At 50.6% G+C, this 26489-nt stretch carries 22 protein-coding genes; 14 read left to right on the plus strand and 8 right to left on the minus strand.

Annotated elements, in window-relative coordinates; translation table 11 throughout:
- Positions 1 to 23: 23 nt before the first annotated feature.
- The 3 genes from ACG2F4_RS06115 to ACG2F4_RS06125 form a co-directional block, all read right to left on the minus strand.
- The gene (locus ACG2F4_RS06115; protein WP_395259331.1) at positions 24 to 239 is read right to left on the minus strand and encodes a hypothetical protein; all 216 of its coding nucleotides are present in this window, start codon (positions 237 to 239) and stop codon (positions 24 to 26) included.
- Complete coding sequence (locus tag ACG2F4_RS06120) at positions 232 to 1449, minus strand: 2'-deoxycytidine 5'-triphosphate deaminase (protein WP_395259332.1); 1218 nt, start codon at positions 1447 to 1449, stop codon at positions 232 to 234. The genes ACG2F4_RS06115 and ACG2F4_RS06120 overlap by 8 nt, the downstream gene beginning before the upstream one ends.
- Before the next feature lie 114 nt (positions 1450 to 1563).
- Positions 1564 to 2037, minus strand: a complete 474-nt coding sequence (locus ACG2F4_RS06125) for an EVE domain-containing protein (RefSeq protein ID WP_395259333.1) — start codon at positions 2035 to 2037, stop codon at positions 1564 to 1566.
- A gap of 204 nt (positions 2038 to 2241) precedes the next feature.
- Between ACG2F4_RS06125 and ACG2F4_RS06130 the strand changes: the two genes are divergently transcribed.
- Both ACG2F4_RS06130 and ACG2F4_RS06135 read left to right on the plus strand, forming a co-directional pair.
- Positions 2242 to 2835: a hypothetical protein gene (locus ACG2F4_RS06130; RefSeq protein WP_395259334.1), complete on the plus strand. Its 594-nt coding sequence runs from the start codon at positions 2242 to 2244 to the stop codon at positions 2833 to 2835.
- 149 nt (positions 2836 to 2984) lie between these two features.
- Complete coding sequence (locus tag ACG2F4_RS06135; protein WP_395259335.1) at positions 2985 to 3314, plus strand: hypothetical protein; 330 nt, start codon at positions 2985 to 2987, stop codon at positions 3312 to 3314.
- A gap of 151 nt (positions 3315 to 3465) precedes the next feature.
- Here the strand turns inward: ACG2F4_RS06135 and rfbB are convergent, their stop codons facing one another.
- The 3 genes from rfbB to rfbD are packed head-to-tail and all read right to left on the minus strand — an operon-like array spanning position 3466 to position 5905.
- Positions 3466 to 4464 (minus strand): dTDP-glucose 4,6-dehydratase, encoded by a 999-nt coding sequence (gene rfbB / locus ACG2F4_RS06140; RefSeq protein ID WP_395259336.1) that lies wholly within the window; start codon positions 4462 to 4464, stop codon positions 3466 to 3468.
- Entirely contained in the window at positions 4461 to 5018 is a 558-nt protein-coding gene (gene rfbC, locus ACG2F4_RS06145; RefSeq protein WP_395259337.1) for a dTDP-4-dehydrorhamnose 3,5-epimerase, read from the minus strand. Before rfbC ends, rfbB begins: the two co-directional genes overlap by 4 nt.
- Before the next feature lie 8 nt (positions 5019 to 5026).
- The gene (gene rfbD, locus ACG2F4_RS06150; RefSeq protein WP_395259338.1) at positions 5027 to 5905 is read right to left on the minus strand and encodes a dTDP-4-dehydrorhamnose reductase; all 879 of its coding nucleotides are present in this window, start codon (positions 5903 to 5905) and stop codon (positions 5027 to 5029) included.
- Between the two features lie 477 nt (positions 5906 to 6382).
- Between rfbD and ACG2F4_RS06155 the strand changes: the two genes are divergently transcribed.
- From ACG2F4_RS06155 to ACG2F4_RS06210, 12 genes are all read left to right on the plus strand, one after another.
- Positions 6383 to 7279 (plus strand): T9SS type A sorting domain-containing protein, encoded by an 897-nt coding sequence (locus tag ACG2F4_RS06155; RefSeq protein ID WP_395259339.1) that lies wholly within the window; start codon positions 6383 to 6385, stop codon positions 7277 to 7279.
- Between the two features lie 14 nt (positions 7280 to 7293).
- Positions 7294 to 7860: a hypothetical protein gene (locus ACG2F4_RS06160; protein ID WP_395259340.1), complete on the plus strand. Its 567-nt coding sequence runs from the start codon at positions 7294 to 7296 to the stop codon at positions 7858 to 7860.
- Between the two features lie 30 nt (positions 7861 to 7890).
- Positions 7891 to 12984, plus strand: coding sequence for an invasin domain 3-containing protein (locus ACG2F4_RS06165; RefSeq protein ID WP_395259341.1), 5094 nt, complete (start codon positions 7891 to 7893; stop codon positions 12982 to 12984).
- Between the two features lie 401 nt (positions 12985 to 13385).
- On the plus strand, positions 13386 to 13919 hold the full coding sequence (locus ACG2F4_RS06170) for a hypothetical protein (RefSeq protein ID WP_395259342.1): 534 nt from the start codon (positions 13386 to 13388) through the stop codon (positions 13917 to 13919).
- A gap of 18 nt (positions 13920 to 13937) precedes the next feature.
- Positions 13938 to 14546: a hypothetical protein gene (locus tag ACG2F4_RS06175; protein WP_395259343.1), complete on the plus strand. Its 609-nt coding sequence runs from the start codon at positions 13938 to 13940 to the stop codon at positions 14544 to 14546.
- 24 nt (positions 14547 to 14570) lie between these two features.
- Entirely contained in the window at positions 14571 to 15662 is a 1092-nt protein-coding gene (locus ACG2F4_RS06180; RefSeq protein WP_395259344.1) for a hypothetical protein, read from the plus strand.
- 761 nt (positions 15663 to 16423) lie between these two features.
- Positions 16424 to 16948 (plus strand): hypothetical protein, encoded by a 525-nt coding sequence (locus ACG2F4_RS06185; protein ID WP_395259345.1) that lies wholly within the window; start codon positions 16424 to 16426, stop codon positions 16946 to 16948.
- Positions 16945 to 17529, plus strand: a complete 585-nt coding sequence (locus ACG2F4_RS06190) for a hypothetical protein (protein ID WP_395259346.1) — start codon at positions 16945 to 16947, stop codon at positions 17527 to 17529. The genes ACG2F4_RS06185 and ACG2F4_RS06190 overlap by 4 nt, the downstream gene beginning before the upstream one ends.
- 8 nt (positions 17530 to 17537) lie before the next feature.
- A complete protein-coding gene (locus ACG2F4_RS06195; protein ID WP_395259347.1) occupies positions 17538 to 18065 on the plus strand; it encodes a hypothetical protein in 528 nt (175 codons plus the stop codon).
- 844 nt (positions 18066 to 18909) lie between these two features.
- On the plus strand, positions 18910 to 19491 hold the full coding sequence (locus tag ACG2F4_RS06200; protein WP_395259348.1) for a hypothetical protein: 582 nt from the start codon (positions 18910 to 18912) through the stop codon (positions 19489 to 19491).
- A gap of 114 nt (positions 19492 to 19605) precedes the next feature.
- On the plus strand, positions 19606 to 20466 hold the full coding sequence (locus ACG2F4_RS06205; RefSeq protein WP_395259349.1) for a hypothetical protein: 861 nt from the start codon (positions 19606 to 19608) through the stop codon (positions 20464 to 20466).
- A 47-nt stretch (positions 20467 to 20513) separates the two neighbouring features.
- The gene (locus ACG2F4_RS06210; RefSeq protein WP_395259350.1) at positions 20514 to 23891 is read left to right on the plus strand and encodes an SPOR domain-containing protein; all 3378 of its coding nucleotides are present in this window, start codon (positions 20514 to 20516) and stop codon (positions 23889 to 23891) included.
- A 197-nt stretch (positions 23892 to 24088) separates the two neighbouring features.
- Here ACG2F4_RS06210 and ACG2F4_RS06215 read toward each other — a convergent pair whose 3' ends face one another.
- Positions 24089 to 24505, minus strand: a complete 417-nt coding sequence (locus tag ACG2F4_RS06215) for a hypothetical protein (RefSeq protein WP_395259351.1) — start codon at positions 24503 to 24505, stop codon at positions 24089 to 24091.
- 711 nt (positions 24506 to 25216) lie between these two features.
- Complete coding sequence (locus ACG2F4_RS06220) at positions 25217 to 26482, minus strand: pyruvate dehydrogenase complex dihydrolipoamide acetyltransferase (protein ID WP_395259352.1); 1266 nt, start codon at positions 26480 to 26482, stop codon at positions 25217 to 25219.
- Positions 26483 to 26489 lie beyond the last annotated feature (7 nt).

The following is a 26489-nucleotide window of genomic DNA, read 5'->3' on the forward strand; positions in this document are numbered from 1 at the left end:
ACAGTAGCTAGAGTAGCCATTTTTTAGTTTCTACGCAGGTATGCGCCCGGCTCAAATACTGTTTCCCCCGTTTCCAGGACCATTTCGATATAGGGTATGCAAAACCCGCACTGGCAGCTGCAGTACTTTTCGGCCTGCAGCGACTTCACATCCTGATACCCCTTGCGGCGGGCATAGTCTTTTATTTCCTGGAATGTTCGCTTGTGACAGATGCACTTCTCAACAGTATACTTACTCATCCTCCTGCCTGAAATGTTTGCCCAGTTTTAGTCCCTGTCCCTGGTAGTTGCTTTCGATTTCTGTTCCATACACAAATTCGGGGATCTCAGTATTGGGTTCAAACTTCATGCTGCAGAATGTCTGCCCATCTTCGATCAAAAACGGCACATCGTGCGATCGCACCTCAAGCACTGCGCGTGCTCCTCCTGCTTCTGCCGATCCCCCAAAACCGCTGTCAAAAAAACCCGCGTAGTGCGTTCGGAGCTCTCCCGACCCGGTATCATAGGCGATCATTTCGGCCGCGAGATGGGTGGGAATACGGCACCGTTCCTTGGAGGCAAAAATATAAAACGCTTCCGGTTCAAGGATCAGGTGATCATTCTTGTGGTAGTGAATTGGCTCCCAAAAATTATCTACATCATAATGATTGATATTTTCAAGGTCGATCAGGTCGCGGTGTTTCTTCGCTTTATAGCCCACAATTTCGCCCTCCTCCCCGTGCAGGTTTACGCTCATAAAAAGTCCATTGCTCACCTTTATCTCGCCCATCGGGACGGGGTGTCCCTCCTCATTAAAAAGCAGCGGGTCGGAATGATGAGTCCGCAGTATATCCTGATCGGAAAGCAGCGTGTAGCCGTGACGGATGCGCAGCTGGTTCAAACGCTGCCCGGTTCGTACTTTTATCGGGAAGGATTTGGGTACCACCTCCAAATACAGGTTGCCGCTGTAGCCGGATCGAATCTCTTCAAACCGGTGGGAATAATCGGTGATAACACGGGTAAAAATATCGAGTCGACCCGTTGTACTCTTGGGGTTCGCCTTGGCCGTCAGGTGTTCATCAGAGACAATTTTAATCGGATCGGCCGCCGCCTCTCCGTCGAACAGCGTCTTCTGAGGCGGCACATGTCCGGGCAGGTGCAGCTGTTCAAGCAGCGGTATGATATATACGCAGTTCGGTTCAAGGACCGCCCCGTTCTCTATCGAAAAGTCATACTGTTTGAGTTTGTCTACTTTGCTCTCCACCGTCTCATCTTCAGGCAAAAAGCTGCAACGAACACGATAGGCTTTCTCCCCCAGCCGCAGGTCGATTGAATTTGGCTGAAATTGATCATCCTGCAGCGGGTAGTCCCTGTGACTGGTAATCATGCCCGCCCTGGCCAGCGTCCTCAGTTTCTGGACCGGCAGTATACCTTTAGTCCGTAAAAAAACTTCCTCTATCTCTTTTGTCATCCTATCTGTGTGCAGTCGTTTCTCATTTGCCATTTCTCGTTTCTCGTCTGCCGTCTCCCCCCTGCCGGAGAACACCTCTCTCCAAAACAAGACCAGCATTGCTCGACAACAGCCTTATTTCGGTTCGGCCCCGGCCATTTCGTGAATTTTGAGCCACTCCTCTTCGGTTACCGGCGTAATTGAGAGGCGAAAGCGGTTCAGCAGCACCATATCTTCCAGGGCGGGTTCCTCCTTGAGCGCATCTCGCGTTACGGGGTTTTCAAACTTCTGGACAAACTTCACATCAACAAGCTCCCAGGTAGGATCTTCTTCGCTGCTCTTTTCATCAAAATATTTGGAATCGGGATCGAACTGGGTGGGATCCGGGTAGGGCTCGCTGGCCACCTCCATACTCCCAACAATTACCGGGGGACGCACATTGGAGTGGTAAAAAAGGACTCCGTCCCCGATACTCATCTCATCTCTCATGTAGTTGCGTGCCTCGTAGTTCCTGATGCCATCCCACGGTTCCACCTGGTCTCGTTCCAGGTCGTCAATACTGTACGCATCCGGTTCCGATTTCATCAGCCAATACTTGCGTTTACTCATAGTAGATAGAATCTGTTCAAATTTTAATGCTGGTTACTTTTGATCAAACGAATCGAAATATAGGAATTCAGACACCGGAATTCAGAATATGATTTAAATTCATCTCCGGCTCCGGTATCTTCGATATTCGGGGGCTGAGTTACGCTTTCCCTGTTTTGCACAAAATTGAGCTTTAAACACTCTAACCACAACTTTTTCCAAGCGATGGATATCCTATTTTGGAGCGGCGGCAAAGATTCATACCTGGCCCTGAAATTTTATACCCGGGAGTATGGAGAAAAAAATAATATTCAGCTGCTAACCACCTATAATGAGAAAACCGATACTGTGCCCCACCAACAGATAGCTCTTGAAAAAATAAAACGCCAGGCCAGCCATCTGGATCTTCCATTAATTACGGTTCCCCTTCCAGAAGATCCTTCCAATGAAATTTACCTTGAGCGTATTAAGCAGGCGCTCGCAGGACTGGACATCCCAATTGATCACCTGGTATTTGGAGACTGGTGCCTGGAGGATATTCGGCAATGGAGAACAGAGGCGTTTGGAAAGATGGGCTACCGGTGCCTCTTCCCCATCTGGAAAAAAAGTCTGCACGAGCTGCTTCCCGTGCTTATGTTAACACCGGTAGAGATAAAAATTTCAGCCGTCAAGGAGGAGTTTCAACATCTCATAAGAGTGGGGGAATCGTACACGCAGGGATTTGTCCGAACCCTTCCGGAATCGATCGACCCGATGGGTGAAAACGGCGAGTTCCATACGGAGGTTATCTTCCGGGATCTGGACCGCGAGGTTATATAGGGGTTCCTCAGAAGGTCATGGGTGCCAGTTTTCTTTGGTCGAGGTGTCCCTTCTGTATCAAGATAAAAGAAACACCTCGGTTGGGAAAATAGTCTCCTGTTTCACATCAAGGCTTCTTCATCATCTATCGCCGGCGGAGGAGGGGAATTATGAAGGAAGAATTAGAAATGATGAATTTCGAAGGGGAGATCGTATTAACGTGTCAAGCAATTATTCCGAAACCGGAAAAAATGCTGTCTGACGAGGGAGCGAGCTACAAAATATACACCCTAGCGGTCCCGGCCTTGAATGGAGCGCGGAGGCCGAAGCAGGCGATTGTGGATGTTGCACCGGTGAGGACTTTGATAGCAGGCAACTTGCGTGACGGACCATCAACATCCACGCCTGCACAGGCTGCAGCGTTTGGCCCATTCACCGCCTTGATTTTTCCGTCCGTTTTGGATCAAGCCAAAAGGGACACCTCGGTTGTAAGAAAATAGCTTCTTTTCCTGTTGACCATCTCAATCATCCTTCCCTGATATTTTTGGAGTGGTCAAAAATTGAATCGCCGGCGTTGGATTGATTCGCCTGGACGCATTCAACTACAGCTAAAAGAAACCGAGAGATTGCAAGGACGGAATTGTAACCGACTCACCGGTACCGTTCCACATACCAGCGAACAGTCTCGCGCAACTGTTCCCTGAAGTTGCCGGAGGGCTGCCAGCCCAGCTCACTTTTAATTTTACTTGCATCTATGGCATACCGGTAATCGTGGCCGGGGCGATCGGTGACGAACTCCACCAACTGCCTGTAATTGCCGCCGGGACCTTCCCCGACTTCTGTATTCAGGATGTCGCAGATGCTGTGCACAAGGTCAATATTTCTCCACTCGTTATCCCCGCCGATGGCGTACGTCTCACCGGCCGCCCCCTCCCGAAAAGCCAGATCCAGCGCCCGGCAGTGATCGCCCACATACAGCCAGTCGCGCACATTTTCTCCTTTCCCGTAGACCGGAATCGCCTTGTGCCCCACTGCACTCCGTATAACGGTGGGAATCAGCTTTTCATCATGCTGAAATCGACCGAAATTGTTCGAGCAGTTGGTAGTTACCACATTCATCTCGTAGGTATGGTGATAAGCCCGCACCAGGAAGTCGCTCCCCGCCTTCGTGGCCGAATAGGGAGAATTGGGCGCATATGGTGTCTCTTCCGAAAAGGCCCCCTCGTCACCAAGCGTTCCGTACACCTCATCGGTGGAGACGTGCAGAAACCGGTTTTCATCCAGTAACCGCTCTCCCTCCTGCCAGTGCTGCCTGCACTCTTCCAGCAGGTTAAAAGTACCGACCACATTTGACTGTACAAACGGTTCGGGACCGGTAATGGAGTTATCGACATGCGATTCCGCCGCCAGGTGAAATACCCCCTGTGGATCAAACTTCCGGACAATATCGGCCACCGCCTCCCGGTCTGCCAGATCCACTTTTTTGAAGAGGTAGCGGCTGGAATTCTTGATCGATTTCAGGCGACTTAAATCCGAGGCGTAGGTAAGCTTGTCAAGATTAAGGATCTGGTATTCCGGATGCTTTTCATACAGGTATAAAATCAGGTTCGATCCGATAAATCCGGCACCGCCGGTAACAATAATTCTCATGACTGGTATGTAAATAGGTCTTCTGTGGGAATTTCATTCAGTCTGGGCTGATTCCGATCCTTTTCCGAAACAACAGGATCAGTCAGCGGCCAGTCAATATCCAGGGCGGGGTCATTCCAGTACAGCCCACGCTCTGCCTCCAGATTGTAGTAGTCCGAACATTTGTATGAGACCAGCGTCTCGTCGGCCAGAACCGCATAGCCGTGGGCAAAACCGGTGGGAATAAATAGCTGATGCTTGTTTTCTTCCGAAAGCACGGCCGTAACATGCTTCCCGAACCAGGGAGAGCCCCGGCGAAGGTCCACGGCTACATCCAGTATTTTTCCTTTGGGTACCATCAGCAACTTGGCCTGTTGGTTTTGAATCTGATAATGCAGTCCCCGAATCACTCCCCTGGCGGAAGCCGACATGTTGTCCTGCACGAACTCCACGTCAATCTCCCGTTCGCTAAAATACTTTTTGCGAAACGTCTCCAGGAAAAACCCGCGATCGTCTTCGTGCACCTTTGGTATAATGCGCAGCACCTCGGGGATGGATGTGGGAATAAACTCCATATACGGTATTATTCAACGTTAAGTTTTTTAAGCAAATTCTTCAGTCCCTCTCTCCATGAGGGCATGATCACTCCCGGCACCTGTGCGGCCTTGCGGGTACTCAGTTTGGAGAAACGAGGCCTTTTGGCCCTGGTCTCAAAAGCATCTGAACTTACGGGATTTACCTGAATGTCGTGACCTGAAGTTCTGAATATTTCACAAGCCAGCTCATACCAGCTGGTCAGTCCACCGGAAGTGATGTGGTATACACCCTGCTCCTGATTTCTCAACAGACTGAGGGTGTTCTGTACCACCGGTCCCGTGAAGGTCGGGCTGCCCCACTGGTCGTCGACCACGTCCAGCTGGCTGCGCTGATCCGCCAGTTGCAGCATCGTTTTTATAAAATTAGAGCCGTAAAATCCGCACAGCCACGAAACCCGGATAATCAGGTGCTCGCACCCCGCCTGTCGCACGCCCTGCTCCCCTTTCAGTTTTGTAGCCCCGTACCAGTTTACAGGCGATGTCTCATGGTCCTCGGGGTATCCCTCCGGGAAACGCCGGCGGTCTTCGCTGCGCCCGGGAAACACGTAGTCGGTGGAGTAGTGAACCAGCTTGATCTCCCGTTCCGCGCACTGCCCGGCCAACGACTTGACCGCCGTACCGTTGACCCGCACGGCAACCTTCCGATGGTCTTCCGCCCGGTCAACATCGGTGTAGGCCGCGCAATTGACGACGACGTCCGGCATTTCGGCATCCAGTATCTCGGCCACGGCCCGGTCATCCGTTATATCCAGTTGATCCGACCCGAATCCGCTATAATAATCAAACAGCGGGACATTGCCGCGATTTAGCTGGTCCATCCACTCCCGGCCCAGCTGTCCGCCGGCTCCAAAAATTATACCTTTCATACTAGCTAGCCATCATATTGACAATTTCTATTATTGGCATATCTGACTGTTAAAATCATTTTTAGCATTAATAATGAAGATTTAAGCACTACCATTTCAAAAAAATTGAAAACAGTCAGAACCCCGTCCATGTTAACCTTTATTCTGGAACTTTTCATTCTGTCCGCCGAATGCATCCAATTGAAAAATATGCGCTAACCTGCATTATCTCACGAGCATTCTTTTAGAGTTGTGGTTATAAATCCAGGCTAAGATCCCGTTGTGGGATTAATCATTTCAATTTTCAGCTTCTTTCCCTCGCCTTTCTAAAGACATTTTAACTGTATAGCTCTGGTTATATAAATATATTGGCCCGTCACCTGCTACAGGCAGGAGAACCTTTGTAGCTATCAAACTAGTTCCCGCAAATAAATAGAGTGGTCATGGAGAACTTCCTGAAAGCCCTCTTGGTGACTCTAGCCCCGTTCGTGTTGATGATTGCATCCGCCACGTCCGCTGGAAACGACCTTCAATGCAGGATCCGGAACAGTCAACCTGGAAGACAATTTTACCATCTCCAATAACGATACCTTCAATGCGGAAAATGCCACCGCCACGGTTGACAATACGACGGAAATTAATGGTACCTACAACGGGGACGACGGCAACACCACGTTTAACGCCAATGTGGATATTCGGAGTGGAGGAGTCATCAACCTGGATACGGGAACTATCACATTCAATGGAGATACACAGGTCAGGGATAACGGCACACTCAATATGGGGACGGGCACAGTAAATCTGAATTCCGGGCTGACCGCCCAAAGCGACGGCAATGTTAATGTTCAGGATGGGAACCTGAATGCACAGGGGGATGCAAACTTTCAAAACAACGGAAATCTTTCAGTAGATGACGGAAATGTGTTTGTGACCGGCGATGCAACACTGCAAAACGGCGGCAGCTTTGATTTTACCAACGGTTCGATGACGGTAGGGGGCAACGCTTCATTCACAAACGGCGGATCCGTGAACGCCGGTGATTCCCATATTGAACTAAAAGGAGACATGACGGTGCAGAACGGGGGCAATTTTGATCCCGGTACAAGCACTGTAACTTTTAACGGTGGAAACACCCAGACGATAAATGCCGGTAACAATACCATAACTTTTTATGATGTAAATGTTACTGATGGTTCATCGATTCAAACGACGGTTTCTCTCGAGATATTCGATATGCTGGGACGTAACATCGCAATCCTTATCGATCAACAATCCTGCAGTGCGGGACTTCACTCTGTAAGCTGGAACGCCCCGGATTATCCAAGTGGAGTCTATTTTTACCGGTTGACTACGCCGGACCAGCGATTTACAAAAAAACTTACGTTGATAAAATGAAGAGGGAAAGGCTGATGAAGAAGCCCCGACAAAAAAAGGGTCATTTTCCCAATCGGGGCGTTCCTTTTGTCTTGATACAAAAGGAACGTAAAAGGCAAGGCGGTGAATGGGGCACCCGCTCCAGCCCCTCATTCAAGGACGGTAAGCCAAGTGTTTTTTTGTCGTCCGCCCTTGGTCCGACAAGTTCATTATTTTTCATTCCTAATTCCCCAACCGCCCTATATAAATTTTTGTGGGAACCGAGTGCCCGGAGCCGGAGCGTTAAGAAACCATTGTTGTTTGAGATCCGCGTTTTTCAGCGGATCGAGTTCAATGGTTTTAGCGGAGGTGGAGGAAACGCCAAAAAAATTTCTCAGGCGGTGATTTTTCCTGTTCCTTTTTTGATCATTCAAAAAAGGAACAGGAAAATAGAGACCCAAGCATACCAAAGCATATATTCTCAACAAATTGGGGTGGCATTAAGTAATTTTAATCGATTACTTGTCATGTTAATGTATACCTTCCACAAGGTAAATTATTTGCGGCAGAGGCCGGATAAGTTTTTTGGGGTAACAATGTGCTCTTCCCTGAACCTGCTGTAATCAACAACAGATCATCTACATTTACGCGGCTTGAAAGAAAAGAAATCCATATCCTTCAACACGGACCGTATACAACAGGTCCGCACTTTTTTCCTGGCATGGGGCCTGATACTCTTTTCAGTTTCCATCATGCAAGCCCAAAATGTCACCCCGGCTACCGGCGGAGAAAATATTTCAGCCGATGACTATCAGGGATCCTATACCTCACTTACCGACATCATTATCGATGAAACCTCAACCGGACAAATTTCCGTCGGGCAACTGCACTTTGTCCTGCCCGGTGGCTTTGAATGGGATACCAACACCACTCCTTCTGTCGATATTGAGGCGGCAACCGGTTTTTCCGGCAGGGGTACCGGGCTAGAAATTGAATTTGCAAGCATTAGTGCTTCCACCATCACGTTTAATGTTCTCGAAACCAGCGATCAGCCCCCCAACAAAGCGGGCAAAGCCACCTTTTCCGGGTTTGCCGTAAGGCCTGCAACAGATGAACTGCCCAACCAGGGTAGCATCAGTGCATCGGGGGCGGCTGTTTCCAATGTAAATGCCAACTACGGGAGCCTGAAGATGGTGGCCGGGACTCCATCCGATCTGTTTATAGAGACTGCCGCCGACGGTTCAGGCGATGAGGTTGCGGCCCAAAACCTGACCGCCGGAAATTCTATTACCGTCTATGCGATATCCCGCGATGACGGTGGCAACTTTATCCAGAATGTCGATGCCGACAGCTGGAGCTTAACCAATAAAACCGGGCTTACGGCCAACCCGTTGTCGGTGGCCGGGGACAACCGCAGCGCCACTTTTTCCTCAACACTCGTCGGTTCTGCGGGTATCAGTGCCAGCGCAGGAGGACTTGCGAGCAACAGCTCCGGGACCATATCGGTCGTGGCGGACGAGCCGAGCACGCTTGAAATTCAAACCCAGCCCTCGGCCACCAATACTGCGGGAACGGCCTTTGACACACAGCCGGTATTACTGATTAAAGATCAATATGGCAACACGGTGAGCTCTGATAATTTCACCAGTGTGACCGCCAGTAGGAGTTCCGGAACCGGGACGCTGCGTGGAACCACCACCCAAGCGGCAAGCGGTGGTACCGTCACATTTACCGATCTATATCACACGGTGGCAAATACCATCGACTTGTCATTCACCGCCAGCGGGCTCAGCGGGAGTACCTCCAACGCAATCACCATAAATCCGGCCGCTGCAGACAGCCTTACTTTTGTTGTGCAGCCCCCCAACGGGGCCCGAAACACCGCACTGGATCCCGCACCTGAAGTGCAGCTACTCGACACCTACGGCAACAGCGTCAGCAATTCTGGCACCACCATTACATTGGTCAAGGCGCCTGAATCTTCTGGGCCCGGCAATATCAACGGCATCAACAGCGTAGCGACAAACTCCAGCGGAATTGCGGTCTTCAGCGATATTCGACTCAACCAGAACGGGACCTACGTCCTGACAGCCACCAGCGACGGGCTGGCGGACTCTGAAAACAGTAACACTTTTACCATTGCGGATGCCGGGAGTCTGGCGGGATTTGAGATCAGGCAAAGCGGAGGCGGAGACATTGCTACGCAGGTAGCCGGAGAACCGTTTGGCATCGGTATTGCGGCCGTCGACGGCGTGGGTGACACCCTGGACGGCCAAGAGGGGCGTAACAACTTTACGGGATATGTGAACCTGACCGCCTCAAGCAGGTTTGCTGATGACATCGATACAACCCAGGTCGGACCTTTTGTGGACGGTGTTTATGATCCCTCACCCCCCTACGAGGTAAAGCTGTTGCAGAGCGGCGGCAGTACCACCATCACAGCAACCAACAATGACGGGAATGAATCCGGAACCAGCAATGCGTTTGTCCTGAATCCAAACCAGGCCTTTGCCGACTCCACCGAGCTATCTGTTTACAAGTCATCGCTTACGGCCAACGGCAGCGATACAACCCTGGTCACCGTTCAACTGAGGGATTCCCTTGATAACGCCCTGGTTTCGGGGGGAGACGATGTAACGATCTCTCACTCCGGCGACGGGAACCTCTCCTCCCTGACTGATAATGGAGATGGAAGCTATACCGCGATACTGACGGCTCCCACCGACATCGGATCGGCTACATTTACGGTGGAGGTAAATGGAACCACCGCCACCGGGATCTCGGAAACGGTTGTCTTTAACGCGGGTCCGCTGGCCACCTTTCGTATCGAGGACGCCGCCGGTAACTCGGGAACGCTCTCCGATCAAACCGCCGGCAGTCCGTTTGACATTCGTATTACGGCCAAAGACGCAAACAACAACACCGTAGAGTCGTTTGACGGAACCGTTGAAATTTCATCCGATGCCACCTTTACCAGCGGCAGCGGTACAACAGCTTCATTCACGGATGGAGAGCTCGCCTCCCACACGGTCGCCCTCACAAGCGCGGGCGATTTCAAACTCAGGGCCCGCCGTACCGGGTTTTCAGAGGTGGGGGAAAGCAACCAGTTTACCGTACATCCCGCTCCCGCCGATCTCGCAACCTCTACCGTCACTTCCGACCTCCCGTACCTGGAAAACAACGGCACCGACCATACGACGATCAGGGTCCAGTTGAGAGACGCCTACGGCAATAAACTGACCAGCCAGGACGGCAACCAGGTGAACTTGCTGTTTGAGAGTTCGTCCGCTGCATCGTTGAGCAGTACGGCCTACCAGGGAAACGGGCTGTTTACCGGCAACCTGACCGCCGGCACCAACATAGAGACCGTCCGGGTCATCGGGGCGTTAAACAGTTCCACCAGCAGTCCCTCCAGCGATATTGACACGGTGGAAGTGGTAATCACAGAGTTCAACACCTGGCAAAGTACATCGGGCGGCAACCGGGCCGATAAAAGAGACTGGGGTATTGCTGACAACTGGAATATCGGTTCCGTACCCACAACCGGCCAAGTGATCGATATACCCACAACGCCGGCAAATGAATCTTTCTACCCCATTATTGAGCAAAACAGCACGATCGATTTTCTCGACATCAAGAACCAGGCAACTGTGAATCTTGAACCAAATTATACGCTGACGCTCAACAATGATATGAGCGGGCTCGGCACCTTTATCTGCGACCGGTCGACGGTCATTGTAAAAGGAGATCTGACCGTGGCGACCTTCGCCTCTTCCACCTGCAATGTCACCTTCACTGGTTCGGGTGCAGGAGAGATTAGCGGCAATACGCTCACCGGAGATGTTACTTTCGACCGCGACATGACGCTGACCGGTTCGCTGGAATCGCTTACCTCGCTTACGGTAACGGAGGGGAATACCCTGACGATCGAAGATGGCGCCAATATCGACATCCAGGGTACGATGCAGATCGACGGCGAGCTGGTATTTAACGGCGGACATCTTACAATAAGCAGCGATATCACGTCTGGCTCCCAGATCAACATTTCCAACACCACCGTCGAATTCAACGGAACCACGGCACAGGATATAACCGGGCTGGACAACTTCAGCAACCTGATCATCAATAACAGCGAGGGCGTCACCTTCCACAACGATGTTGTGGTGAACGACACGCTCTTCCTGGACAACGGCATGCTCACGCTGGATTCAGGATCGAGCCTGGTGAGCACCGTAAAATCCGGAAACCTGTCGAACATCCGCATGCTGCGGGAGATAAGCGGAACCCCGGGCTGGCGAATGATTGCCCCACCGCTGGCCTCTACGTACCAAGACTTGCTGGACAGTACTGTCACCCAGGGATATGAAAACTCGGAGCTGGGCCTTACCGATTCCAATGGAGATTCCCTGCAACCCAGCGTGCTTTATTATGATGAAACCTACGAGGGCACCGACAACCAGCGCTGGAGAGTACCCGGTGATGCCGGCAATTCGCTGACGCCCGGGCGCGGCCTGTTTGTCTACTTCTTTGGCGACATCGATGTCGACGACCGCTATAACAATCCCCTGCCCGATACCCTCTCCATAAGCGGGGCAGAAAATGACGGGACCGGCTCCTCTTTCACCTTTCCCGTCACCTACACCGCCGAGGCGGACACCGGCTGGAACCTGGTGGGCAATCCCTATGCCGCTACGATAGACTGGGACGACGGCAACTGGACCAAGCAGAATATGGACAATGTAATTTACGTATGGGACCCGGCCGCCAATGACTACCAGGAGTATAACGGTATTGACGGCGACCCGGCCCTGGATGACGGGCTTATAATGCCTTTCCAGGCTTTCTGGGTAAAAGCCAACGGCGACGGCCCGCCCCAGCTTACGGTCAACGAATCCTCCAAAACCACCGGGGGCGAGTTCCTGCGAAAGTCAGGCAAACAACCGGCGTCCATCGAATTCAGGCTGCAGGCCGACAGCCTGAGCAAAACGTCTCATATTACCCTGTCTCCTGATGGTAAAAACGGCAAAGACCGCCGGGATGCGTTCCGCCTGCTGCCCTTCGACACGCAGACCTACCTGGAGCTCTTTTTTACGCTGGAAGACGGTACCGAGCTGTCGATCAACAACCTGGCCCGCAGCTTTGGCAAAAAAATATCGATCCCCATCCACGTGGGCGGGTTTGTCGAGGGAGCTCCCATTGAAGGCGAATATACCCTGTCGTGGCCCGAATTCGGCAACGTACCGGACGCCTGGACGTTAATCTTGACCGATCATGAAACTGGAGAGGAAGTTGATCTCAGGAAAAACGGTTTCTACGGTTTTGACCACAGGCTGTCAAAACAGAAGCAGCCGCTGAATAATACTGCCTCCAACTTTACACTGGTAAACAACCCAAATAACAGTAAGGCCAAGACAGCCGAAAACAGCGGCAGCGCACGTTTTACCCTGACTATCGATCCCGGCAGCGATGCCCAGGACCTGCCCGGGGAATATGCCCTTCATCCCAACTATCCCAATCCCTTTCATGAGGAGACGACCCTCGAATTTGATACCCCGCTGCAGGGCCATGTGGAGATCAGCATATATGATATCCTGGGACGCAAAGTAAAAACCATTGTTGACGAGAGCCTCCCCGCCAACTTCCACGAGCGAAAATGGCGCCCGGCGGGCCTGGCCAGCGGTGTCTATATCTGCGTAATGCGGGCGGGCGACAAGCAGTTTACCAAGAAGATAACCTACATTAAGTAGGGTGAACCCGGTTTAAGAATTGAGCATTATTCTCATTTAATTGCCGGTTAAAGTTTTTTTATTGTTCATTTTTTGAATGACCAAAAAACGAACCTAAAAACCCACTCTAAATAATCTCTGAGAGGGCTTTGCAAAACCCTCAATTCCTCGTTATAAGGGAGTTGTACTCCCGTTTAAAGGTCACAAAGGTCGGTAGTACAACTACCTCCCAACAAAATAGCAGGTTCTGCAAAGGCCCCTCTGATTAACAAGGGGGGAGGGGACATTTTTAGGTTAATAAAATCTAACTACGTATAGAGCTTTATTATCCCTAAAATGATAACAGTGAAAAGAAAATATTTAAAACATTAAAATTTTCTTATATTTTATACAAAGGCTTGCATTCTTAAACATCTACAGTTATGGCTGGGTACGATGAAGTAATATATACCATTGTGGCGATGGTCGTTTTTTCAGTAATCCTGCTTAGCGCAAACAGCATGATACTCCGCAACACGCAATTGCAGGTTGAAGGAGAGCTTGAACAAGAGGTCGTCGCTGTTGCGCAAAATATCATTGAAGAATCGCGCAGCGTGGCTTTCGACGAGATGACCGTGGATGGAATTCCTCCCATTCAGACGCCCGACGACTTTACGGGCAGTTCCAATTTCGGCACCAAGCGCTCAGATGAGACGGGAGAAACACTCTCCGACCGAAGGACCTTTGACGACCTTGACGACTTCCACGGCTGGAAAGATACCTTCACCATCGAAGGAGTGGATTATGAGCTGTCGGCACGCGTGCGTTATGCCGATCCCGCCACGTTCGACTCCACCACTACCCGGACCAATTTTAAGCGGATCTACCTGAAGGTGGAAAACAAGTTCCTCAAAAACAGTGCAGACCAGCCGATTGATTACGAATTTTCCTATATCAGAAATTATTATGCCGATTAACAAGCAGGTATTCCCGTTATGAACTTCGGAATTATCACAAGTTACGTCATCGCCGGCATGGTCCTATTGTCCATATTGATGATGAATTTCAGCGTCTCCCAAAGTACCGGTGAGCTGACCATGGCCCGGAACCTGAAAACCCACGTCAACTCGATCGCTGATGTTATCTCCCACGACTTCTCAAAAATCGGCTATAACTGGATGGGAAAGATTAACAATCCCATTACGACCGCCGAGTCCAACAAAATTGTCTTCGCCTCCAACATCGACAATGATGCCAGCAACGATGCGGAAAAAGTTACCTGGACGTTTGGGAACAGCGAAGTTTCTTCCACCTCCAATCCCAATGATTATGTTTTGACCCGCCACATTGTGCAGGGATCTGTCACCATCGACAAAACCGACATTACGCTCGGAGTCACGAAGTTCCAGCTGCACTACTACGACGAGGTCGGCAGCACCACTCCCCTGCCAACGCCGGTGGCAAACCCGGAAGACATCAGGCAGATTGAGATAGAGCTGATCGTACAGAGCGGGGAAAAGATATATAACAACACCAGCGACGGCGGTCGGTATATGACCTCGACATGGCAAAAACGATTTTCACCGATAAATTTACAGGAATAAACAAGATCAAACTGAGGTTTTATTATGGGTAGAGCACTGTTGATTATCTGTTCGGGGGTCTTTGTGGCCCTGGGATATTCGGCCATAGGGATCAATTCCCAGACAAAAGCGATTACCGAATCGACCGTAAATTACGCGCAGGTAATCCAGGCGCGGAATGTGGCTCACACCGCCATCCAGATCGGGATGAACGAGATGAACAAGGATACCTCCTTTGCCAGCAACCACGGCAGCAGTAACAAATGGCAGGTTGAAATTGACGGTGACACTGCCCAGGTGCATTTTGATGTGATCCAGGGCTCCAACGGCTACCGCGACACCTCCATTGTGCGCGTCTATTCCAAAGCGCGTTCCGGGGGCTACGAAAGTGAAGTGATAAGCCTGTACCGTCGCTCCAACTTTGATTTTGTCCCCACATTTACCGCCGCTACCGCCTTCGCCACCACCAACTTTTCCTTTACCATGGGCGGAAGTTCACAAATTAACGGAAACGCCCCCTCCGGCTCCAGCTGCGAAGATAAACCCGGTATCGCCACCATGACGGATGAACGGGCAGACTACGTGGAGGGACAGACGTCCGGGAGTTCCAATCTAACAGGGGACCCGCCTATAGCTACGGATCCCTCGCTCTCCTACTCCCCGGTCGATTCGCTTATCGCCCGTCTCCGCCACCTGGACGGGACCCGCTTTATCAGTGGGAATTACAAAGGCGACCTGGGGACCGAGAATGAGCCAGGCGTGTTTTTCGTGGAAGATTACGCCAAATTTTCCGGCGGTATCGGGGAAGGGTACGGCATCCTGGTAATTCGGTCGGACGCCGAAATGGAGTATGAAGACAGCGACGGCGCCATCCTGGATATGGCCGGTAACGTCACATTCAACGGGCTGGTGATCTTCGAGAACGCCTATAACTTTGACGGGAAAGGAACCCCCACCATCAACGGTTCCGTACTTGTGGGAAATACCGACGACTACAGCGGGCAGATCGACGTCGACATCTCCGGGAACCTGACTATACAGTACGATTGCGTGGGAGAGGAATACGCCAAGCTGGCGGCGGCCCGCCTGGTGCAAACCAACAAGTTTAAACGCCTGACTACCTACGAGGAGCTTTAATCCTCCTCCTGCCCTATATTCCCGGATCTCCGCGCCCATGATTTAACCCGGATTATTCGCCAGGAAATTTGGTTGTGCACGAGGCGAAGGAAACATGACCGCGGAATAGTACAGGTGTACAGTGAGCAGGTCATGTTTACTTCAACGAAGTACACGACCAAATTTCGCAGCTATTTGTGAGGATACCCAAATTTGAGCTACCGGATACTATCGCTGGATATAATAATATCATTGGCTTAAGCCGTAATTTGTTCTACTTCGTGAATAATTCGGGTTAATAACTTCTTGATTCTTGAGTCCCTTGTGGATCAAGACAAAAAGAACAACTCTGTTTTAAAAAAACTACTACTATTTTCTTATTGAAGCTTCCTAACCCTCCTTCCCTGTTCATTTTTTGTACGGACAAAAAGAAAAAAAGCCACGATACAACCGATGATGGCCGGAATTGTCATGGAAAACCGCTGAATATTTCAATACTTTGCTACCCGTAATTAGAGTAATATCATCTGCTGGTGTACTCACCACTTAAAAAGTATAATAAAGCAAGTAGCGTAACAATAGGCAAAAACTCCCCCTTTGAAGGGGGTTTGGGGGATGTAGTACTCCCACATAACTGTTTGGCTACGTAACAAATTTAGTGGTTATAACACTAGCAACGTGCAGGAAAAGCGATTACAATCTCTTAATTAAAAATTTATAACTGGTATTCTCCTTACAGATCCCTGATTTTCCAGTTCGTTATCCCAAAATAAAATCCTAATATGATCATCTCCGGAATGAAGCGGTTACATCTCATATACATAATCGGGCTCAGCGTATTGCTTGCGGGTCTCCATGCCGGCAAAGTTAACGCGCAGGGGAACGATGTTTCCATCGATGTGTCTGCCAACGTCATCAGTTCCGTTGAGCTGCTGACCCTCCGGTCGATGCAGCTTTCCGGGGATGAAGCGATCAACGAGGTGATCCAGATCGATCCCACCACCAGTGCAAACGCAGGCAAGATGGTGGCCTACGGCACCCCCAATTCCGATATTCGCATCAGCTACCTCACCTCCCGTGAACTTACCCGGATGCAGGGAACCGAAACGCTCATGTTTAACTACCGTGTGGCGGGAAACCAGCAGGAAGACCAGGGCTCGGCCGAACTGCTTGATATCGAAAACCGGGAGTTCCGTTTCAACCAGGATGGTAAATTTTTCCTCTGGATCGGGGGAAATGTAGATATTTCAACGGCCACACCCGGCAACTACCAGGGAGAGTTCACCCTTGAAATTGAGTATATATGACAGCGCGGTTCTGCTCCATACTTGCGTTCCTGCTGGCCTCCGGATGGAGTGGTTACGCCCAGGAGATCGAGTTCGGCAAATATGGTCCCTACCAGTTTAGCGACGTACAAGTAGCCAACCAGGAGGGATTACATTTTGGCCAGGTCATTACCGAGAGCGGTTTTTATGAAAAGGATATCAGCAACAATATTCCCCGCGTGGAACTCACAGGCGTCAAGTACCTCGATGCCTACGTCTACATCACTACAACCGGGGGATGCGGCAGCTACCCGATGTCTGACCTGAATTTTCAACTTAAAGCAGCATACGACAATACCGGTGGCTCCCGCCTGATCTCCGAAGCCAAATTTCTGCCGGTATCTTCCAACAACGAGTATATTTTCGAATTTCCCATCCTGGAACGCAAAAGCCTGCCTCCCGGTCCACCTCCTCCTCCGCCCACAAACGCCTTTGAGCAGTCGAAAGTGGAGGAAACAGCATATATCTACCTGTTTGGAAACATCGACGTCGGTGACGTGGCCGCCGGCACTTATTGCAGTGAAATCAATGTAGAGATAAGCTATGTCAGTTATGACAACTAGTGTCTATTATGAATTGTAATAATAAATCGTACGTTTACGTGCTGCTCTTTCTGCCGTTTCTGTTGACTGCGCCGGCAGAGAACGGGTACAGCCAGTTTCTCGATCTCGAGCTGGATGTCGACTCGGAGCTTACCGCCACTACGGAGCGCCCGCTGCATTTTGGGACGCTCTCGCCCAACAGCGGGCGGGTTGAAATACCGTTTGGTGCGGTAAATATGGGCATATTCAGCATTCGGGCGCTTGAGCTGCAAAACCTGGTGGTCTCTATTGATATGCCGGAAGAGCTGCACCACGATAACCCGGCGGTGGAGGAAGCTGTACCACTGGACCTGCAGGCGCGCTACGGATATTCACCTCAAAATTACCAAACTTCCGAGCCTCTCCCGGAACTGACCAGCAGTATCACGGTGGCACCCACACCCGGACCGGGACCCTGGAGCATATTCTATATTTTTATCTACGGTTCCGTTAACCTGGGCAATGTGCCGGATGGCGTATACGGCAATGACATTGTACTTAATGTGGAGTACATTTAACGCGTTTTTCGGCTAACAGGGAGGTTTTGATAACATGCTCCTCACTACTTATCAAATTGATGGAAGTGTCTCATTTCGTCCCTCCCTGAAGCGACAATTCCCTGTGTGAGCTAACCTTTGCCCGTCCCGATACTTCTTTGAGTGGAAAAAGAGTATTTCCCCAATAGTGGTGTTCCTTTTGGCTTGATCCAAAAGGAACATAAAAGATCCAGGCGGTGAATGGGGCACCCGCACAATTCAAGGCCGGAAAAAGCCGATCTATATTTTTTTTCCTGTCTCCTCGTCAAACAGAAATCTTCCGTTTTGGAATGATGCTATAACCCGTTCATGCTACTTTCTCCTTCGAAATCCATAATCCCCAATTCATAATCCTTCATTCCCTTCCGGCCCAGAATTTATAAGCCGCCCGGGACAAGCGCAGCAGCGGCGCGGTTTAGTTATTTGTAGAGTGGTTATTCGTTATTTGTTTGACCAATAACTGATAACCAACCTCCCCCGGTACCTTTTTGGGTTCGTTATTTGGTCGTCCAAAAAATGAACAGGGAAAGCGAATGAAGAAACCCAAAAGGAAAAGGGCTACATTAAAGCTTTATAACTTGCCTGATCCCACCTCCACCTGTATCATTGGGGCGAGTTGAAAACAGGACAAAAAGCGTGCGAGAATGCAAAATATTCCACTTGCTCTTCCCCTAATAAATGTACACTTGCGGGCTCCAGAGCCCAATATTAAAGAATTCTTAATTAATCGATCTTAATTTTACAAACAGCTTCTTTTTGCTAGGTTAACGACAGAAACAAGCAACAACAACAGTTTTTTAAACCGTAACAAACATACATAAAAATCATGAAACGTTTACTCTCATTCATCCCCGCGTTGGCTTTCGTGCTGGTATTAACAGGTAGTGCCTTTGGGCAGACAACCAGTGCTACAATTAGTGCAAATGCAGAAGTTGCAACAAATATAAGTGCCGAACAAGTGCAAGATGGTGACCTGAATTTTGGTATTATATCAAGTGATTTTGAAGGCCAAAATACCCCTCCAACTGTAAATACTGACGGTACTACAGGCGGGCTTGTCGATGCTGGTGATGCGCAGGTCGGATTAGTTAGCATTTCGGGACAGGCAGGCGAAACAGTAGTTATTGAAACTTCTGAAACTGTCAGCCTTGATAACTCAGGTACTTCAATCACACTTACCCCTTCCTATGATTACACAGATGCAAATGGTCAAACTGGTACTCTAAAAGGAATTAATGCTTCAACCTCCAATAGTACTACGAGTTTTGATCTAACATTAGATTCAAATGATGGAGAAAGTACAATTATAATTGGCGGTACCCTTTCTGAAAATGAAGGAGGACAGTTGCCTGAAGGTACTTATTCAGGTACTATTACACTTAATATAGACTATAGTACTGGTAGCTAACATGCATTCAATAGTTTTTAAAGCTTCAGGTGCCCAATCACCTGAAGCTTTTTTTATAAAAACCAACTTTACCTATATTGTGGCCTTATTTATCAGGTTAAAAACTATTAAGCTATGTTAAAGACCATATCAAAACCTATACAACAGGCTACAATATTTTTCGGGACGCTTCTCTTCGCGACGCTATTTTTCGCAACACAAGTCCAGGCGCAGGTCAGCATTGCGCCCACCTCGCTGTTTTTCGACAGCCAGAACCGCTTTGGTTCATTGACCATCAGCAACGGGGGGCAGCAGGCCCAGGAGATCTCCATCAGCACGGAGTTCGGCTATCCCACGTCGGTTGACGGGGATCTGCAGATTGTACGGGATTCGTTGCTGGCGCAGGAGAAATCGCTGGCCTCCTGGATGAAAGTATTTCCTCAAAATTTTACGCTTCAGCCCAACCAGCGGCAGGTCGTGCGGTTTGTGACCCAGCCGCCCCAGGGACTGGACCCCGGCGGGTACTGGTCGCGCGTGCAGGTTTCTTCCAACCCGGTGTCGCCCCCTATCGAGTCGGTGGAGGAAGGACAGGTCGGAGCCCAGATTAACCTCGTCGTCAACCAGGTCATCTCGGCCCATTTCAGAACCAGTGACGCCACCACCGGCGTTGAGGTAACGGGGGTCGACTTCACGCAGGCAGACAGTACCAATACCGGCGAAATAGCGGTCCACATGGAACAGACCGGCAACGCCCCGTTTATCGGGTCGGTCGGCGTCCAGGTGCAAAATGAGGCTGGTGAAACGGTGTTCGAGACTTCCACGACCAATTCGGTATACACCACCATCACCCGCACGTTCAGTTTCGATATTTCCGATCTCTCCCCCGGCACCTATACTGTTTCGGGGAGTGTGAGCAGCGAGCGCCGGGATATCAGCCAGGATAATTTGCTGCAAATAGAACCGGTCACCTTTGAACGTACAATAACGATTGAGTGAGAACATGGGCGGCCATAAAACATATCTCCGTTTGGGCAACGGCAATCATGCTGCTGTTTGCCTTTGCGCCGCCGTCTCACGCCCAGCAGGGTGATACCGAGGCCACCGAAGTCTATCTAACCTTTCGGTATCGCGGTATCGTCAATGTCTACGTTACCAGCTATTACAAAGACGACCAGTTTTACCTGCCGGTCAGCGAGCTTTTCAACGCGTTACAGATTCAACACCAGGTTGACCAGGGGACGCTCACGGTTTCCGGGAGCTACCTGGGGGAAACTGAATTTGAGCTCAACTTCCAGCAGCAGGTGGCCCGCGCCGGGGATACCGAAATGGAGCTGCGGGCCGACGATTTTATCATTCCCGGCATCGACTATTTTGTAACCCCTGCCGTTTTCGAGGAGCTTTTCGGGCTCACCTTTACCACAAATTTCAACAATCTCACCCTCGACCTGGAGACCGAGGACCGCATGCCGGTGGTCGCCCAGTACGAGCGGGAACAGCGCAGACAGCAGCTGGACCGTGACGAGCCGCTTTACGAGCAAACCTTCTATCCCCTGCGCTACGACCGCGAACACAACGTTGTTGACGGGGCCTTCCTGGATTACAACCTCTCTGCGGTCTACAGTGGCGGTTCTGCCCTGTTTACCTTCAGCAATGCGATCGGGGGCGAGCTTTTGGCCGGAGACCTGCAGGGCAACCTGTTCGGGGCGTTTTCACAACAGCAGCAGTCATTTACCACCAGCGGCCTGCGGTGGCGCTACGTTCAGCGAAACAACAGCTATTTCAGCAGTGCGGTTGTCGGGCAGACCAACTCCGAGGGGTTCGGCCAGCGCTCCATACGCGGGGTGCGGGTCACCAATAAACCTGTTGAGCCCCGCCGCCTTTTTGACCGCTACGCCATCGACGGCAACACCACGCCCCAGTCGGAAGTTGAGCTCTACCTGAATAACAGTCTGGTGGATTACCAGGAAGCCGATGAAAGCGGCAATTATCGCTTTGTGGTGCCGCTTACCTACGGGAGTACCAGTTATTCCATCCGCATCTATACCCCTTCCGGACAGGCAATAGAGCGCAACAGCCGCCTGCAGGTTCCATTTGACTATATTCCGAAGGGAGAAGTAGATTACTCGGTTAGCGCGGGTGAACTGACAAACCCGATCCTGGGGTTCACCAACGGCGGATACATGGCTGACGCCTCGGTTTCGGCCGGACTCAGCAACTGGCTGACTGCCCGGGCCTCTACCGAATACCTGACCCAATTTCACAACACGGTGCCCTCCTTTACCGGCACGCTCAATGCCCGGCTTTTCTCCAACTACCTGGTCAGCGCCAATGTCAATTCGGAAAATTTCTACCGGTTCAGCTCAAGCGTGGTGTACGGCAGCGGGGCCAGCTGGAGTCTATCCTACGACTACAATCCCGGTGACAGCCGGCTTTACAATGTGGGAGGCAGCGATCACCAGGCGCGGATCAATCTGTTTACCCCTTTTAACCTTGGGACGGTCCCGCTCAATATTCGCTGGTCTTCCACCTACCAGCAAAATGCCTCCTCCAGCCTGCTGCGCTACCGGGCCAACCTCAGCACACGGCTGGGCAGGCTCAATATCCGTTTGGGATACCAGGATCAACAGTCAGGGGCGCTTGCTCTTGTGAGCACCCAATCTTCGCGGCTGACCAACTCCTACACCTACTCCATGGGGCGCAGACCCGACACCCCGCACTTGATCCGCGGCATGTTTATACGGGGACAGGTAAGCTATCTGCCCGGTATCCGGGAGTTTGAGGAGATGGAATTCCAGCTCTCCCGCGACCTGTTACGCACCGGCCGCCTGCAGCTCTCTTTTGGTCACAACTTTTTGGGAGATTTTAACACCGTGGGACTCAATGTAAGTATCGATTTAAACAACGTGAGGAGTAACACCTCTGCAACTTCCAACGGCTCGCAGTATTCCCTGACCCAAAATATTCGGGGCTCTGTCGGCTACGACGGTTACGGCGACCAGGTAATCCTCAACAACCGGCAACAAGTGGGACAGGCCGGCACCGCCGTGCGCCTGTTTATTGACAACGACAACGACGGGGAATACCGGCAGGAGGTGGATGACCTGATCCGGGATCCGGCCGTGCGGCTGAACAGGAGCAGCGGACGAACCTCGGTCAAAAATGGGCTCAACTACATCTCCCAGCTGCTGCCCTACTACCGGTATGACATCGAAATCAACAAGAGTGCACTCAGCAATCCCCTGCTGGTTCCCGAAGTAGAAAACTTTTCCATTATCACCGATCCCAACCAGTACAAGCCGATCGAGATACCGTTTTACCTTTCCGGGGTGATCTCCGGCCGGGTGGAACGACTGCAGGTGCAGGGAAGTGACAGCACGCGGGAAGGGCTTTCCGGGGTTCGGTTGTACCTGCAATCAAACTACCGGGATGCCGGGTCGCGTCGCCCCCACTCCGAAGAGATCCGCACATTTTCTGACGGCTCTTTCTATACCTACGAAGTGCCCCCGGGCAAGTACCACCTGTTTGTGGATCCAAACCAGCTGGAATTCCTGGGAGGAGACATCGAGCCCGATACGATGAATATTGAAGTCAAAGCCCTTCCCGAAGGCGATTTCATTGAAAACCTGCTGTTTACCGTCGCCCCGGAAAAAGACACGCTAAGAACGAATATGCCTGAATCTCCCCGGGCGCAGTCGGACCAAACCCAGTTTGTGGTACAGGTTGGCAGCTACCGGTACTACCGAAATGCGGCCCAGGCCGCTGAGCGGGCCCGCAACGAATTCAATCAAGCGTTCTCCATCCGGTTCAATCCCCAAACAAATTTAAATGCTGTGCGCTCTTCCCCCGTTACCGATTGGGACGCTGCCCTGGAGTTACTTTCAAAAGTGCGCGCAATCCCGATCTTCGATAATCCAGCACTGGTAATTCAGGATAAAAAGCAGGGGTCCGTTCCGGTTCAGGTGGCCACTTTTACCACAAGACAGGAGGCCCGGCAGTTTATCAGCGAGACTAATGATACCCTGGAGTATGAGCTCAATTATTATCAAAATCCGGCTGATGAGCTGTTCAAGGTCTACCTGCTGATCGATCCAACTATGGAAGACCCCGCCCAGAAAATTGAGCAGTTGCAAAACACCGACCGGTTCGGAACCACCTCTGCCATACAAACCGATTCCCTGATACTCCGGGAAACCGAGCTTGCCTACGAGATAAGGATCAGCGAGACAGATGAAGATCCGGATTCAGGCCTTGTTTTTCCCGAAGAGATTCCCAGTGGAGACGTTGAGAAAGGCTCCGCGCCGGGCACCGCAATCACCATCAAGAACCTGGGAAGCTGGAGGCGAACCCTCGAGATCCAGGCCGCTCTTAAACAATTAAATCCTGATATAGCACCGACTGTCATCCTAAAGCCCAAAAACTAACGGCTGTCAACCGGACGCTAACGAAAATATTTAGCAGCTTATGTTTTCAGAAGAGATAAATGCGCTTTAATAACAACAAAATCATGAAATGGGATAGAAATTTATAGTTTCGATCTCCGATCCAGAACTTTTAATCAGTTTCTATCCTTTTTTATATGGGAAGGAAATACGGGATAGAAGAATCCTGTCTTACTTTTTTAAAAATAGTCAATAGTTGTGACAAGCGTACCACTGTACATGCCGCGATATCCCCGATCCCCGTTTTGCTGATCGGCTCCGGAGAACCTGATATTAACGTGTTCTGAATCTTCCTGGTTGGCCATATCCACTGACAACGTTACGCTGTCTCCCTCCGTGTTGGTCAACTTCAATTCTTTTTCGGATTCGATATGCACCTGTTTTCGATCCATTCCCGTCAGGGCGATTGTCCCGATCTCCCCATGTACCCCGTTCTCTGCAAACATAAGGTTGGGCTTGCTCTCCGAGGTTGCACTGACGCTGCTCTCTACCTTTACAGAAACACGCATGGTAGCCTGGGCGGTACTCTGGGCATGGCTCCAGATCGTCACCATCGTAAGCAGAAGAAAAGTCAGTATGTAATTCTTGTTAATCACCCTTGCTCCTGATCCCTTTTTCAGTTCAGGAGTATAATATTAAAAATTCTTAATATTATTAAATTTTAATGTTAATTAGTTTTTCCTAATAGTATAAATACCTGTTTACACACTTAAAACCGGTCTTTTACAATAGTTATATTTTCCATCAGCTATAAATCTGTCTTCAACAGGATTTTAGGATTGGAATTAAAACCGGCATATTCGTCTATTTGGCGAAAGTTGACTAGAAAGCACAGATAAGAAAAAGGCTATTTTCTACAACTCGTTGGGGCGGGACATGTCGCGTCTGTACTGGATTTTGCCTCGGCTTCCGCGCCCCATTCAAGGCCGGTAGAGCACGGGAGATGTTTTTTATCTCCTCGTCAAACAGAAATCTTCCGATTGGTTATTGGTGCTATAGCCCGTTCATGCAAACTCGCCTTTAAAATCCATAATCCTTCCTTCTTCATTCATAATCCCCCCACTCCGCTGCAGGCGTGGAGGGATAGAGAACGATGCCCTTTCTAAAACACCCCGGGTGTTCGAACAAGGCCCTGGTACCAAACCTACCGTGACTTTTTGTGGATACCCAGTCTAGACAAACCAGCAGCGTGGAAATAATGGATTGGCTTTCCTCTGAGGAAACTCAGGTCGTGTTTAGACTCTCCAAAACTAAAAAAGCCCCTCAGTGAGGGGCTTTTATTTAGAAGGTCGGATTTACTATTTCGTCTACAAGAGTATAGCGAGCGGATTTTCCAGCATGTTGCGGAGTGTATTCAGAAACTGGGCTGCCTTTGCACCATCTACAATGCGGTGATCGCTGGAAAGCGTCACCTTCATCCGCTTGCCGGGGACCACCTCTCCATCCCTGACCACTGCTTCGTCGCGAATCGCTCCCACAGCAAGGATGCAGGCATTTGGTGGGTTGATAATAGCGGTAAACTCCTCAATCCCAAACATCCCCAGGTTGCTGACTGTAAACGTACTGCCTTCCATCTGTTCGGGCTGCAATTTTCTGTCCCGGGCGAGCTCGGCCAGTTCGCGCGTTTCAGCCCCGATCTGTTGCAGTCCCTTCTGATCGGTGTGGCGTATCACCGGGGTCATCAGTCCCTCATCAATGGCTACTGCCACCGCTACGTGAACATCCCCGTGCTTGACAATCTTGTTGGATTCTTCCATCCACGAGCTGTTTACATCCGGGTGCTTGCGAAGCGCGTGCGCGCAGGCTTTGACAATAATATCGTTGAAACTGATTTTTTGCTCGCTCACCTCGTTAACTCTGGTACGAGCTTCAAAGAGCGAATCAACATCGATATCAATCGTCTCATAAAAATGGGGACTGGTGAATTTGCTTTCGGAGAGGCGGCGTGCAATAGTTTTGCGCATTTGAGAGATCCGAATCTCCTCATCCTCCCGGCTGGCTGCAGGGGCGGGAGCTGCTGCCGGGGCAGCTGCCGGCTCATACTCTTCAATATCGCGCTTGATAATTCGCCCTTCCGGTCCTGAACCCTGCACGTTGGAAAGCTCAATACCTTTGTCTTCGGCAATGCGCCGGGCCAGCGGGGAAGCCTTAATTCTCCCGTTGCCACTACCCGAGGAAGTCTCCTCCTCCAGGTCGCTGAACAATGGATCGTACTCCTTTTCCTCCTCTTCTTCAGCTGCAGACGCCTTATCTTTTTTTGACGATTCGGAGGAGACATCTCCGGATGGTCCCCCACCGTCACCAATGCCCTCCAGGAGTTCACTAATATCTTCCCCTTCCTCCCCGACAATAGCCATCGCTTCGCCAAGGGGAACGGCATCTCCCTCATCGGCCAGAATTTTCAGGATTGTTCCGGCATCAAAGACCTCGACCTCCATCGTAGCTTTATCGGTTTCCACTTCAGCTATAATATCGCCGGATTCAACGTTATCCCCTTCCTGGACATTCCACTTAGCAATCACGCCTTCTTCCATCGTATCACTAAGCTTGGGCATCTCAATTTTAATGGCCATATCGTTT

The organism is Halalkalibaculum sp. DA3122 (genome assembly GCF_043951865.1).
Lineage (GTDB): Bacteria > Bacteroidota > Rhodothermia > Balneolales > Balneolaceae > JAMQKA01.